Here is a 14,046-nt window from a genome sequence, read left to right as displayed (position 1 = left end):
CTAGTATTGGTAAAAGGGAAAAGGGGGCTCTTTACGTATTTACAGGAGCCCAACTTCGTTAAAATAAACAGTTATACCAAAATAGCAAAATAAAACTTTAGAGAGGACTTAAACGAATTGAACAAACTAGAATATAAACATTAAATACATTCAGTTGTCTGACGCAATTGAGCTAGTAGTTTACCTCGTTGTTCGTGATCTTTCTTTCCATCCCCTTTATAGATTTTATATCCCCAAGCTGTTACCCCACTGATTTCAATGATTTCAAAGAGATAATCTGGTTCTTGAATGATCTCGAATATATCTCCAGGTTGAAAGTCATCTGGATTTAACATGAAGGATTGGACAAGCTCTATTTTTCGCGTATAGACGAGAATATGATTCGTCCTATCTTCCAACTGAGCTTGTTTTAATTTTTCCTTGAGAATTTCTACCTCTTCTTGTAATTGTTGATGCGAATAAGTTTTATATGGATGTGCCATTGGGTTGCTCCTTTCCTGATGTATCGTAACGTTGCAGTTAAACCTATCATGCCATAATAAGGAGCTTAGGCGCAATTTAGTCCTTTCGATATTTTCTCCTATAAAAAAAGACTATAGACGATTTACTCATCTATAGTCTGATGCATACTATTTTTTATAGAACCTCTAACTTCACTTCAATATTGCCTCTAGTAGCTTTAGAATACGGGCAGAATTGATGGGCTTTTTCGACTAAATCCTCAAGTTTATCCTTTTCAATGTCTGTTCCTTTTACTTGCATTGTAACATCTAGCTTGAAGCCTTGATCAGACTTATCTTTTAATAGACTTACATTGGCTGTAACCTCTGAGGAGAATTTGACCTTTTCTTTGCTAGCTACTAATTGTAAGGCACCATCAAAGCATGCAGCATACCCAGCCGCAAAGAGTTGTTCAGGATTCGTAGATTGGTCTAATTCTTTCGCCCTAGAGCTTCCTGGTTGGGCTGTATCAAATTGAATGACATTATCTGATGAATGGACATGGCCTTCACGTCCGCCTGTAGCAGTTGCTGAAGATGTAAATAGTACATCTGACATAAAAAACATCAACTCCTCAAATGAAATGTGCTCTACTCTTCTATTTACCCAATAGATGTGCCTTTATGCATAAAAATTAATTTTTCAAAGTAAAAAGATCGCTAACCATAACCAGGCAGGCTATTGGTAGCAATCTCTTTATGTCTTATTAATATCTAAATAACACGGCAATTAATTGATACCCTATCCCAACAGTCCAGAATAATACGGTATCCCCACGTTTAATTTTTCCATCTTCGACACCTTGGTATAGGGCAAGTAATGGACTGGTTGTCCCTGTGTAGCCAAACGTATCTCCGACATAAATCATCTGTTGTTCTTTTAACCCTAAGTTATCTCGCAATTTGTTCATATTAGAGATAGAGAATTGCGATAAGCAATAAGCATTTACTTCAGCTAATGTTAACCCGTTTCGCTCAACAAGCTCTGTAATGAGATTAGTCGCGTGCGGAATGGAGACATCACCAGGAAAAGGAAGCCACTGTACATAATCAATTTTCCCATTGTGTAGGTTTTTAGATAAACCATTTTTAGGGAAAGTAACTTTATCGAAATCAGCTGATTCAGTAAAGTACATAGAGTCGATTAATCCTATATTTTCCTCTTCAGTTTTCTCTAAAATAAGCGCTACAGCTACATCGCCAAAATTCGGATATGTAATCGTATCTGTCGGATCCATAATTAAAGAGGAAGCATCTGAACCTACAAGCAGAACCTTTTCCATTGAAGGGTTCGATGATAAGTATCTTGATGCTTGATCTAACCCTGTTGTCATGCCTGAGCAGTTTGCATTAAGATCAAGAATACCTGTTTTTCTACCGGCGCCAATCGCATGGTGTAGGACAACCGCATTTGTTGGAAAACTAAATTCTGGCACTTGGGAAGCGAAGATAATCATATCTAATTCTTCCGCATGCATATTAGCCTTTTTTAACACTCGCTTAGAAGCTTCAATCGCCATTGTGACGGAATTTTCCTCTTTGTTCTCAATAATATAACGAGTATTACGCCCGCAAATATTAACCAAAAAGTTGGTAAGGTCCACCCCTTGGGTTTTCTTGAAATGCTCTATATAAAAATCATTTCCTACTTTGTTTTTAGGATGGTAAATAGCCATCTCTCTAATTTTCACATTCGTCACTAAAATAATTCCCTTCGAATCTTACTTTTTCTTTATATTCAATTAATGGAAATCATAAAAATGGAGGTGTTCATAAAAAGGCGAGGTGGGGACAAAAAGTGTTATCACCAAAAAAACGAACTAAATAGTGCGATCATTCGCTTCAGAATTATACTCCGCTAAGGAAATGCATTGTTCGTCTTTGGAGCATCCCCAGCCCCCCTCTTAAACATTAAACAACGACAAATTCTACATTCGTCAGGCCAACTTCTCGAGCAATTCTATTTAATTGCATTTTAACGATTGAAGAAGTACCAATCTCAAAAATTACTTTATTGAAACCAGTAGATTGATAGAGTTTGTAGCAATCTTGTAATGCTGGAATTAACTCTTTTGTAACGACATTTAAATCACGGCAATCTAATACTAAGTTAAAATCAGAAGCATGAATAGAATTCACATTGTTATTGTAATCCTGAATGAATTGTTGAGCTTGCTCTGGGGTAAAGTTCCCTACAATTTCAATGTTCATTTCTTTTTTCTCGAGATTTAGATTCATTTTATAACTACCTTTAGCCATCCTATTATTTTCTCCCCTTTAAGTATGTAATCAGTAATAGTATTATTTTACTATAATTTCCTTATTTTGGGTAGTTTGCACTGCGTTAATTGGATGGATTAGTAGGTCATAAGTATTTGTGGGGATTATAATGTGTGAATGTACAGGTTATCGGGGATTTAGTAGTTATTTTTTATATGAAAACAATCGAAAAATAGCTTTTTCATTTTCTGCGTTTATTAGGACTACTTTCTGTTGTCATCTGAATCTAAAAACAAGACCATAGTTAAGAACCATGGTCTTTTTGCACAATCTTACTTTTTCACAGCATGAATATAATGAATTGTTTCAAAAGCGGTCAAATAATCATGGCGATTACGAAAATAAAGCTCATTTATTTTGTCGGGTGATAGATGTTCGTAAATGAGTAAGTTTGATTTTTCCAGTATTTTCTCTACTTCTAAGAGTGGGAAACTAGCTTTCATGGGTTCTCCACTAGCTTCGGCCATTTTTACCATATTTTCTACCCGATTGGATAGCCCCTTTTCTGTAAATAGCCTTTCATCAGCATAATCGAAAACGATTGAACTTCCAGCTGGGACCTGCGCAAATAATAATTCTAGCAATTTTGCAAACTCTTTCTTTGTTAAGTAATAAGAGACACCTAACAAGCTGAAAAATGTTTTATCATTCTTAAAGCCCTTTTCAATAAGATTGTCGTAAGCAAATGTGGTTGCGAAGTCCATTGGAATAAAATGAAGATTACTCGGTAAATTCTGATCAATTTCAGTGAGTCTTTCCTTTTTAAATGCCTGTGTTAATGGATGATCGATTTCAAATATTTCAAGGATGTTTTCCAATTCAGGCCGCCGTAAAGCGAATGTATCAAGGCCTGCGCCAAGTATCATATAATTTTTTATCCCAAGCCTGATTTCATTATCCAAGACGTTTTCGCAATACGCCGCACGAGCCAATGGAGTCGGAGATAGCTGTACTTGTGTAACCCACTTTAATATTTCCTCTGGTTGATCTTTATATATTTCTGCTATTTCTTTGTTGAAAAACGGAATACCTTGAATCATATTTTCTTTGATATCATGATATTCTTTACGGGTTATTAAATTTTCCGCCATAAAGTCATCAAAAATTTTTGGTGTATCGAATTGGCTATGATACGCTCTTCCAAATGCGGAAATGAGTGAGGTTAAACTGGATTCACCTTTTCTCACGCTAAGACACTCCTTCAAAAAAATAGGATTCCCTGGCCAGGGAATCCTATCATATAACATAAAAGTGCAACTGTAAATTATAGCACAAATAAATTATTTTGTCAATAATTTTTAAGGGGAAATTAACCAAAAAATAAGTTGCGGTCTTTAAAAAAGTTGCGCATATGTGTTAAAAATTTAGGTATATTGGGTGGCGAATATGACCATGTTCGAAAAGAATGACACCCTTCTTCATTCGCTGATTAGCCGAGCGTGAGGAATTAAATCATAAGTCTAAACTCGCGTGTGTTTGTACTGCTTTTTCGCGGATTGAAAAACATTGAATTTTATTTGGAGATACGAAGCAGCCCACATATACGGAGACTTCTACGGAAAGTAAGAGATCAGCAAGGCTCCGGAAGGTGAAGTCTAAGAAGCTATTGACACTCGCCCGCGGATAGCGCAGTATATGTGGGCTAGGATTTTACCACAATATGCCTTTCGGTTTTTCAATAGCCTGCGATTAACATCAGATTTAGACTCTGCTGTGTGAAGCGATGAAGTGGCTCAAATCAGCCGGTAAATTTAAGATTTTAAGCGTGTAAAAAACTTTATAATTGGTGAATTAGACAAGATACCCAAGCTCTAGCTATAAGGTTTTATTTCATCTAATTGGCCCTAATTTCTTGTCTGGTAAAGACGATATATCCGATTGTAAAGCACACGAGTGTGGCAGCGATAAGCCCTGTAATTTGTGGCCAAACTAGTAATAGACTTGCTTGTAGTTTTAATGGACTTGCAAGGGAACCGGCGACTTGTTCCATGGTAATCAGACTCATGCTTCTTGTCGTTGGTGATAGCAAAACACTTGTCATTTCTTGAAATAAGTAATTAGGCGAAATGCGATAGACGTTTAGAATGGCATTGTAACGTGATACATATTCCCCTTGTGATGTGGCATTCCCCAAATAAGAATTCGTAAATAGCTTTACAACAATAGAAAAGAAGACATTATAGAATAACCAAATTGCAATACTTGATAAAGCCGATGTTGCTTGTTGTTTAAAAATAACTGAAAAGAGAATCGACAAATTTAGCCAAAAGGCAATATAGACTATAATTAAAACAATAAAACTCATTACTCTTAAGAATTCATCCCAACTAGGGGTTATCCCTAGCATAAGGATACCAAAGGCCATCACAAGAAAACCGAGGGCAAAGAAAAGAATGATATTGATCAACAAAGCAGCCACGAATTTTGCATTGATCACATAGTCTCTGGGAATCGGTTGAGCCATTAATCTACTTAATGTACCTCTACTTCTTTCTCCATTGATGGCATCAAATCCTAAGGCAATCCCTAATAAGGGACCAAGAAAGCTGACAAACGATACAAAGGAAGGTAATGTTCCATCGGAAATTGTAAAGATTTGCAGAAATAAATAAGCATTTCGGCCAATTTGGCTAGCATCTTCATAGGATTCTAATGCATCTGAAATAGTAGACACCGCTGTATATAGAGAGCCAACGCATGTTAATAAGATAATTCCTAAGAGAATGATAATTCTCCAACTTGAAAGATAATCCGTAAATTCCTTCCCAACAAAGCCCCAGAATATATTTTTACTTACAGTATCTCTTTCTTTCGGATGTTTCGTTCTATTCTTTTCGGCCAATTTACCAACCTTTTTTTGAATATTAGCTAGGCTCATTTATTTCACGTCCTTCAAAATAACGATGGTAGATTTCATCCAATCCAAAATCCCTTCTAGTTAATTGATAAAGATCTGAGCCTGATTCAACAATTAACCTACTTATTAGTGGGGATATGTCTTCTTGGCAATGAATATCAAATTGATTGTCACGGACTTTTTCCAGCTTACTGACCGCTGACATTTCCTGAATGCTTCTAATTAGTTGATCATCAAATGGCGATGCGCTAACCTGGATAACTATGGAATCTTGGACAAAGAGCTGATGAATTAATTCTTCTATATTTCCTTGGGCAAGTAATTTTCCATCTACGAAAATACCAACTCGGTCACATACCTGTTGTACTTGATGTAAATGATGAGAAGATAATAGAACCGTAATCTTTTCCTTTTGATTTAGTTCCTGAATTAATTGAAGGAAGTCGCGTACACCTTCAGGGTCGATACCCAAAGTTGGCTCATCTAGAATAATAATTTCCGGGTTTTTAATCAGTACATCGGCAAGGCCAAGCCTTTGTCTCATTCCTCGCGAATATTCACCTGCTTTTTTATCAGCTGCATATGAGAGACCGACTTTCTTTAATAATTGGGTGGCTCTTTCTTTTGCTTCTACTTTTGGAATTCCATTTAATCGAGCTGTAAATAATAAGTTCTCGATCCCCGTCATATTTGTATAGAAACCTACATTATCAGGTAAATATCCTACTCTTCTTTTCACTTCAATTGGGTGCTTTGTTGAGTTAATGCCCGCAACTTTCACACTACCTGAAGTCGGTTCTGTTAAACCAAGCATCATTAAAATGCACGTTGTTTTTCCCGCACCATTTGGTCCAAGTAATCCGAACACTTCTCCCTTATGAATCGAAAGAGATAAGTGCTCAACGGCATTATGATTGTGATAGCTTTTTGTAATTTGCTCTAGCTCAATAATCGCTTCTGCCACCTTTATCTCCTCCCGTATTTTCTAATGATGAGATAGAGGCCAACAACTACTCCTGCGATAATAAGGATGGCGACAAATCCCCATAGGGTAGAGGTTTCAACCGACATTCTAAACGTAGCATCTGCACTCGCTTGATCTGCGGTAGCGCTAAAAGTCGTTACATAATCTCCGGCAATGGCATCCTTTGGAGCAGCCACCTTAGCTTTTATTGTTTTTGATTTGCCTGGTTCCAATTCTGCGATAGTTGATTCATCGAATTCTGTTTCCCAATTGGATGGCGTTTCAGCTGTGAGCTCGATATCTACCAATGGAGAAGTCCCCGTATTTTTGACTACTAATTCAATGGTTTTGTCACTACCAGCGTTGATCGTATCACTTAGTACCTCTGACTTTGTGCTAATCTCAACATCATAAGAACCGGTTACAACAGCTTCTAACTTTAATTCTGAACTTGAATCATTTGTAGCTGCTGTGATGGGGATTTCGTAAGTGTCCGCTTCTATGTTTTGCGGTGGTATGGCCTCTACTGTTATGTCCACGGATGTATTAGGTTCTAAAGAAACAGATGTGACAGAATTTGAGTCTGATAGAAAACGAACAAGCCAGCCATCTTTAACGGAACTGCTCAAAGTATAGCTTTGTGCTTCCTTCGTTTTATTGTTTAAGGTGACTGTATAGGAGAATGTTGAATCCGCATGTCCTTCTAAATTCGCTTGATCAGTTGTTAATTCCGATTTTAGTGAACCTTGTTCCTTGACCGAAATTGATAAAGGAACAGAAGATGGACTGTTGCCATCTGTAGCCACTAATTGAAATTCATGATCACCTTTATCAGCATCAAGTGGAACGGTAATTTCCACTGTTATCGGTGTTTCACTATTACCCTTTACTGATAACTCTTGTATATTTGTTCCATTCGAACTAATGGAATAATCCCATCCTTTTGGTAATCCTTCCATTGAGAAAGACATTGTTTGAATGGATGATCCATTATTAATAACATCTACATCATATTTGGTTTTTTCACCTGGTGAGGCTGTAATTCCTGTGTAAGCCGAAAATAATGAGATATTGTCCATGGCAAAGGCCCGATCCAATGGCAGTATGGCCCCAACTACAATAATTGCAATAGCAAGCAATGAAATGAACCTTCTTTTAATCATTGTTTTATCCCCCTGTTTTTGTTATTCATAATGGATACGCAGCCCATTTCATTTTGGATTTGTCTAAACCGAAAAAAATTGTAAAATATGATTAATGATTATGCTATAAGGAGGATCAAACGGACTAGGTTGGCATTTGGCCGAAGATTTTCTATTAAGATCTTTGCTAGGGGGGTATATATCATGAAGGATAATCGAGAAAGTATCCATTTACTTCAAAGTATCTCTCAAGGTTCTCGTCATGCCTTTGATATCTTTTATGAAAAATATATTCAGTTTGTTTATAACATCGCCTTCCAGTATACAAAGGATCACGGAGAAACCGAGGATCTTTGTCATGATATCTTTCTGGAAGTCTTACAGAAATCAGATCAATATAATCCCACCAAGGGTAGCGTAAGAGCGTGGCTGGCGGTTAAAACAAAAAGCCGCTCATTGGATCGCTTGCGCAAAAAGAAAGCATTATTAACAAATAGACTTGAAGAGTTATTGAATGGAGAAGAAAAAGGTGCAGATGTTGAATTTCTTGCCCAATTAGAGCAATCCATTATTATGGAGGCGTTAAAGTCTATTCCAAATGAGCAACGAGAAGCGATTATTCGCTCTTATTTTCAGGGGGAAACCCATAGAGAGATTGCAAGCACTATGAATAAACCATTGGGTTCTATCAAGTCACTTATTCGATATGGTTTAAATAATATGCGCAAACAGAAATCGTTACTCCATTGGGTTCAATCAGGTGGGGGTGAAAAGAATAATGGCATGTAAACGACCTATAACTGAACAGACAATCGTTGATTATGTGTTGGGTAATGTACCAACGAAGAAAGCAATGGAGGTAAGTACTCATTTAGCTGAATGTGAAAGCTGCCAACAAACATTTAAGCACTGGCAAAGTATGTTACTTTCAGACAAAGAGCAGTTCTCCACCCCATCTCCGTTACTAAAGGAAAAGATATGGGATAGTTTGGAAACAAAACGAAAAGAAGGGATGTCTCTTTCAAGCAAAAAAGTCTTTTCTATAGCCGCAATGGCTGCAATTGTTTGTTTATTTGTCGGTCTCTTTTATTATAATCAAAATAACTCGGAAGAGGGTTCTGTTCATATTGCACAATATAATGAGGCGAATATACGGGATTTTCAGGGTAAACCTGATACTCAACAATTGAATATTATCCCGGTGTCTAACAGGGAAAAGGTAGAGGGAAATATATGGATTAATCAAATGACAGACCAAATGTTTTTAGAAGTAGATGGATTAAGACCATTGAATGATCAGGATTACCAGCTATGGATTCTTTATAATAACGATGATATCCAGCACAAGGTTATGCCGATTGAAGATGGCTCAACTCGAATCCTTATTCAAGGTGAGGATTTCAGCCGTTTGAAGAGAATTAAGGCGAGCATCGAACCAAAAGGTGGGAGCATTGTCCAAACTGGTCCGGATACTTTTATCGTTGAGGTTAAATATTAAAATCTTTTAAATTGAGAATATCAGTATTGCCTGGAGGTGAGTAGAGGCATCATAGTCTCATGCTCACCTTATTTTTATGTTGAAAGCAAAGTGGTGTTACTTAATAAGCTCCTTATGAATGGGCCAAACTCATAACTATAGTTATAAATCACAACTAAATTGCCAAAAGGATCTTCACAATAGACCATGCGATATGTCACTTCTCGAAAGTAAATAAAGGGAGGGGAGAATTGTAAGCAAAGAGATGGATAAAAAAATGCTATTCTGCAGCCTTACTGTTTGTAAAAACCAGTAATCGTAGTTTTACTATATTGGACTTTTGGCTGACTTATTTGTTTGATAGTGTTAGAAGAAGGAGATTTTTTAAGTCAATATGGATATAGGATGGTGACGAGGCGATGGCACCGATCAAGATATTAGTAGTAGAAGATGAGTTTGCGATTAGTCAGGTTTTAAAAGTCTATTTACAAAAACTACAATTTGAGGTTGAACAAGCTTTTGATGGAGAAGAAGCCTTGAGAAAATTCCATGAAGCTTATCCTGATTTGGTTTTATTAGACGTTATGCTTCCTAAGAAAGATGGTTGGGAGGTTCTAGAAGAAATTAGAAAAGATAGCTACTGCCCGGTGATTATGCTGACTGCACTCGGTGATGTAAATTATCGTTTGGAAGGATTAGATAAGGGGGCAGATGATTATATTCCAAAACCATTTGTTGCAGATGAAGTGGTAGCGCGGGTGAAGGCAGTCCTTAGGCTTTCAAGAGAAGATCATACAAATCCGCTAAAACGATTTGGTCAATTAGAAATTAATCTTAAAGCACATCAAGCTCACGTGATTTATCTGTGCTATTATTTTTGGCGGGATTATGACCAACTTACAGAACAATGCCAAACAAGCTATGGATCAAGCGGGTGAGATCGAAGCTACACTCCATGAGGATGAAGCACAGATTTTGATTGATGTAGAGGATAGTGGAAAGGGTATCCCAACAGAAGAATAACCCTTCATTTTTGAACGATTTTACCGGGGAGAAGGGAAAAAATATCAAGTAAGAGGTCTAGGGTTAGGATTGTCTCTGAGTAAAATGATCGCCCAAGCTTTGGGTGGCGATCTAGTTTTATTAAAAAGCTCGCCTGACGGGACAGTCTTTCGATTATATGTACCGAAAAGTAAAAGCTGAGATTGAAGCTACTGCTTTACTTTTGAAATAAAAATGTAGGCATCATCTAAGCAATTTTATAAGCGTGAATAGGATAGTTATGAAAAAAGGGTCGAGTGGTTCCGCGAGTAGAGCTTAATAAATTATGGGGGATTTTCCCAGGATGGCTACATAAAATGCTGATCTAAGTCCCGGACAACGTGCATATTATTCGCAATGATCATGTAGCGTCTTGTTATCGCCCCGAATCGTTGGAGATTTTTCCAAAACGGGTATGTAAGCCTCTAAACCAAGCAAAATTTTCCGAAATTATGCTCATGCTTTTCTCTTCAAAGGAGAAATTTGTAAGTATCGGACTGATACCTTTTCTAGTTATGGAGGAATTTACAGAAAACCATTTTATAATGATGATTGTTACGCTGTTCTTTAAAGAGGATAGCTCTTAGAGCGCCGACTTGATCCTAATATAGAAGGTAGGAGGGGGAGACATGTATACAATTGGCCAAGTAGCCAAATTTTTAGGAGTTTCACGAGATACCTTAAAATTTTATGAGGAAAAGGGGTTAGTCAAGCCGAGGCAAGATCATGGGAATGGGTATAGAAAATATAATCATTTTGATATCTATGATATAACAACTGTGAATTTCTACCGCGAATTAGATATAGAGGTCAGAAAAATCCAGGAGTTGAGAAAAGGTAAAAATATCGAAGAAATCACATCAATATTAGAAGAGAAAGAGCGAGCTGTCATTGAGGAGATTGAATATAAACAACTTCTGTTAAAAAAGTTGCGAATCGTAAAGGAAGATTGTGAAAAAATTAACCAATACCTAGGGACATTTACGATAAAAGCAATGAAGCCTTTCAAAATCAAAGGAAAAATTGAGCATTTTACTGCGTATGATGAGTTTGGAACGTTAAAAAATAATACAGATAGCTTGAAAAAGGCTGTTATTTTAACCTCTTTAAGAAGGGTCATACATTTTAACGAAGAGGGGATGATAGACGATCAGTTTATCATTGTAAAGAAGGTAGAAAATCTTGATCAATCAGAAGAAGGTGAAATAATTGCTCATCCAAAATGTATGTATACCGTTATTGAAGATGGGCGTTGGTCAACGGATGGAGGCAGTATTGACGATGATGTGGGAGCAAGTATAAGAAGAGAAGCAAAGAACAGTGGTTATGAACTATTAGGCCTCGTCTATATCAATCTATTACTGACAACCTATGAAGATGATCTTGGGCGTGTATTTTTAGAAATCTATGCACCGATAAAGTAAAACTCCAATTAGTAGGGTATGACTGCCTGATAATGACGGATAGAATAATGAAAAGATGTATTGACCTGTGTGTTACTCCTAGGTTTAAGCTGAGGATATTCGTAAGTATAAGCAGTTTTATACTTTCGAAATACTTAGTTTAAAGTAGGGGTAGTATGAAGAGAGATAAGAAACTAAAAAATCCAGTGGCCAGTTTTATCCTACTAAGCAATATCATTTTTTTTCCACTTTTTTGTCTAGTAGGAGTCATAAGCATATTAGAATTTCCTGCTTGGATTTTTGATATGGTATTCTGTGTGTCGTCTTGGTCCTCAACATTTGCTTTTGTAATTTTATTTAAAAAAATCTTTCCAGATCAGAGTTTGATAAAATTTGTAAAGGATCAATTTAAGAAGAAACTTAAACCTTCCATAATTGTTATTGCAAGTATGATCCAAGCCGCCATATTTTTGATCATTTTATTTCTAATCTCGCAAAATCAAGAAGTTGGTTCCACATTTACCATTTCCTCATGGGGAATGCTGACCTATTTCTTTTTTAAAAACCTGCTAGCAGGGCCACTAGGAGAAGAATTAGGATGGAGAAGTTTCGCCCAGATAGAGTTGCAGAAGCAGCATTCGCCATTAAAAGCCTCGATCATTATAGGGTTTTGGTGGGGAATGTGGCACCTCCCCATCTGGTTTACGACAGGTTTTGTCGGGATTGATCTGATCAAGTATATCCTTTTCTTTATGATTGCTCTCATATCTACTAAGATCATTATGACAGCATTTTACAACTTAAATCAGAATTTAATCATTCCGATCATGATCCACCAATTTTTCAATTTTTATATTGGCTTAATCAATGGGAATATGATTGATTTAATTATGTATAGCGCTATTTTTTATTTAGTCGCGGCAGTGTTAATGATCGTAATCAATCCTAAAAATGTATTGTATGGAGATTCTTAAGTAATTTTAATCGGAAAAAAGGTGCTTTTTCTTTATAATACGGGAATTAGGGATTATTGGGGAACGCTAACGAATGAGCAAAAGAGTTTACAATTCGTTGGTCATTTGCCTTGTTAACTAGCAATCTTATTAGCGAAAAAGCTGGAGGGTATCGATCTTACCCTTCAGCTTTTTTTTTCAATGCTAACTATCCGATTAATTTAATTCTTCGATTGAATCTTCATTTGTTAGAAGTAAATATTCCTTTTGACCATGCAAGAAATAATAAAGAATAATGGTCGTAAGGACTAATATTCCCATAATGATATATAAAGTACTATATCCTGTTAGCGGAATGATAAACCCTAACAAGTATGGACCGAAGCCAAGTCCAGCATCTAAGGCGATATAGTAGGTTGATGTGGCCAATCCCATTCGATGTGGTGGCGTCATCTTCACGGCAATTGCTTGTGTTGTTGATTGCATATTTCCAAAACCAAGACCAATCAAAGCACCGGCTAATAATAATAGGATACTATTTGCTACTGTACTTAACAGTAGTAATCCTGCTTCAAATAAAATGAAGGCAGGATACATGACAGAGTTTGCTCCTTTCACGTCCATTAAACGTCCAGTGAACGGACGTGATACTAAGATTGCTACGGCATAAATGACAAAAAACAGACTTGCTGCATCCACTAAGTCAATCTCAATGGCATAGAAATTAATAAAGGAGAGAACACTGGAATATCCAAGTGATATGAGAATCACAACGAGGGCAATAGGTAAGGCTTTTGGTTCCACAAAATCGGATAGCTTCCACCTCTTATGGCTAATTTCCTTCATTGGTTTCTGTACTTCGGGGATTTGAACAAATAGGGAAATAATCAAACTAATAAGGCCTAGTGCCAAACAAAAACCAAAGATCGATTCATAACTGGTATGTTGGCTCATATAAAGGCCGATAAAAGGGCCAATAGCTGTAGCTAGTGTAATACTCATACTAAAGAATCCAATGCCCTCACCTTTTCGCTCACTAGGTATTACCTCAGCGACAATGGTTCCTGTTGCGGTACTAGCCATTCCTAATGCAATACCATGTAATAAGCGAGTGATCAGTAAAACAATAATTCCTGCATGGATAAAATATAAAAAGGAAGTCAAAATAAAAAAGATCAGACCAAAATATAACATTTTCTTATTGCCAATCGATGTAATCATCCGGCCAATGAACAAACGACCTATTAGCGTTCCAATAATAAAAATGCCCGTGACGAGGCCAGCCTGGCTTTCCGAAACGTGAAATTCCTCCACCGCATAAACGGCCATTGTGACTAACAATAAATAAAAAACTAAGTATAAGAAAAAGTTAGCCGCTGATACGATTGCAAAGTCTTTCGTCCATAATTTTGAGCTCGATGGCTTCATA

At 36.8% G+C, this 14,046-nt stretch carries 13 protein-coding genes and 2 pseudogenes; 6 read left to right on the top strand and 9 right to left on the bottom strand.

The annotated features are described in order from the left end of the window. Window positions 1-140: 140 nt before the first annotated feature. The 8 genes from J2Z23_RS10075 to J2Z23_RS10040 form a co-directional block, all read right to left on the bottom strand. On the bottom strand, window positions 141-482 hold the full coding sequence (locus J2Z23_RS10075) for a DUF1811 family protein (protein ID WP_057981609.1): 342 nt from the start codon (window positions 480-482) through the stop codon (window positions 141-143). A 154-nt stretch (window positions 483-636) separates the two neighbouring features. After that, window positions 637-1,059, bottom strand: a complete 423-nt coding sequence (locus tag J2Z23_RS10070) for an organic hydroperoxide resistance protein (protein WP_057995141.1) — start codon at window positions 1,057-1,059, stop codon at window positions 637-639. A 148-nt stretch (window positions 1,060-1,207) separates the two neighbouring features. After that, on the bottom strand, window positions 1,208-2,200 hold the full coding sequence (locus J2Z23_RS10065) for a ketoacyl-ACP synthase III (protein ID WP_064467589.1): 993 nt from the start codon (window positions 2,198-2,200) through the stop codon (window positions 1,208-1,210). A gap of 211 nt (window positions 2,201-2,411) precedes the next feature. Beyond that, complete coding sequence (locus J2Z23_RS10060) at window positions 2,412-2,738, bottom strand: hypothetical protein (protein ID WP_238456054.1); 327 nt, start codon at window positions 2,736-2,738, stop codon at window positions 2,412-2,414. A gap of 314 nt (window positions 2,739-3,052) precedes the next feature. After that, complete coding sequence (locus J2Z23_RS10055) at window positions 3,053-3,967, bottom strand: class I SAM-dependent methyltransferase (RefSeq protein ID WP_064467590.1); 915 nt, start codon at window positions 3,965-3,967, stop codon at window positions 3,053-3,055. A 647-nt stretch (window positions 3,968-4,614) separates the two neighbouring features. Then, complete coding sequence (locus J2Z23_RS10050; protein WP_209973819.1) at window positions 4,615-5,658, bottom strand: ABC transporter permease; 1,044 nt, start codon at window positions 5,656-5,658, stop codon at window positions 4,615-4,617. Further along, window positions 5,645-6,601, bottom strand: a complete 957-nt coding sequence (locus J2Z23_RS10045) for an ABC transporter ATP-binding protein (RefSeq protein WP_057981613.1) — start codon at window positions 6,599-6,601, stop codon at window positions 5,645-5,647. Before J2Z23_RS10045 ends, J2Z23_RS10050 begins: the two co-directional genes overlap by 14 nt. 2 nt (window positions 6,602-6,603) lie before the next feature. Then, window positions 6,604-7,764, bottom strand: coding sequence for a COG1470 family protein (locus J2Z23_RS10040; RefSeq protein ID WP_209973817.1), 1,161 nt, complete (start codon window positions 7,762-7,764; stop codon window positions 6,604-6,606). A 183-nt stretch (window positions 7,765-7,947) separates the two neighbouring features. On the opposite strand from J2Z23_RS10040, the gene J2Z23_RS10035 reads away from it, so the two are divergent. The 6 genes and pseudogenes from J2Z23_RS10035 to J2Z23_RS10010 all read left to right on the top strand — a co-directional run bounded on the left by J2Z23_RS10035 (window position 7,948) and on the right by J2Z23_RS10010 (window position 12,638). After that, complete coding sequence (locus J2Z23_RS10035) at window positions 7,948-8,532, top strand: RNA polymerase sigma factor (protein WP_057981615.1); 585 nt, start codon at window positions 7,948-7,950, stop codon at window positions 8,530-8,532. Then, the gene (locus J2Z23_RS10030) at window positions 8,522-9,241 is read left to right on the top strand and encodes an anti-sigma factor (RefSeq protein ID WP_057981616.1); all 720 of its coding nucleotides are present in this window, start codon (window positions 8,522-8,524) and stop codon (window positions 9,239-9,241) included. Before J2Z23_RS10035 ends, J2Z23_RS10030 begins: the two co-directional genes overlap by 11 nt. Window positions 9,242-9,639: 398 nt before the next feature. Then, a pseudogene (locus J2Z23_RS10025) lies at window positions 9,640-10,068 on the top strand (response regulator transcription factor); the annotation flags it as partial. A 40-nt stretch (window positions 10,069-10,108) separates the two neighbouring features. Further along, window positions 10,109-10,423 (top strand): annotated as a pseudogene (locus J2Z23_RS10020) (ATP-binding protein). Between the two features lie 467 nt (window positions 10,424-10,890). Then, window positions 10,891-11,685 carry a MerR family transcriptional regulator gene (locus tag J2Z23_RS10015; protein ID WP_057981618.1) on the top strand — a complete coding sequence of 265 codons (795 nt, stop codon included), beginning with the start codon at window positions 10,891-10,893 and terminating at the stop codon, window positions 11,683-11,685. A 155-nt stretch (window positions 11,686-11,840) separates the two neighbouring features. Continuing rightward, complete coding sequence (locus J2Z23_RS10010; protein WP_209973812.1) at window positions 11,841-12,638, top strand: CPBP family intramembrane glutamic endopeptidase; 798 nt, start codon at window positions 11,841-11,843, stop codon at window positions 12,636-12,638. 195 nt (window positions 12,639-12,833) lie between these two features. On the opposite strand, the gene J2Z23_RS10005 is transcribed toward J2Z23_RS10010, so the two are convergent. After that, window positions 12,834-14,045: an MFS transporter gene (locus tag J2Z23_RS10005; RefSeq protein ID WP_209973810.1), complete on the bottom strand. Its 1,212-nt coding sequence runs from the start codon at window positions 14,043-14,045 to the stop codon at window positions 12,834-12,836. Between the last annotated feature and the right edge of the window lies 1 nt (window position 14,046).

The sequence above is a fragment of the Lederbergia galactosidilytica genome, from assembly GCF_017873565.1.
Classification (GTDB): Bacteria; Bacillota; Bacilli; order Bacillales; family Bacillaceae_C; genus Lederbergia; species Lederbergia galactosidilytica.
This window is presented reverse-complemented; position numbering and strand designations above follow the sequence as displayed.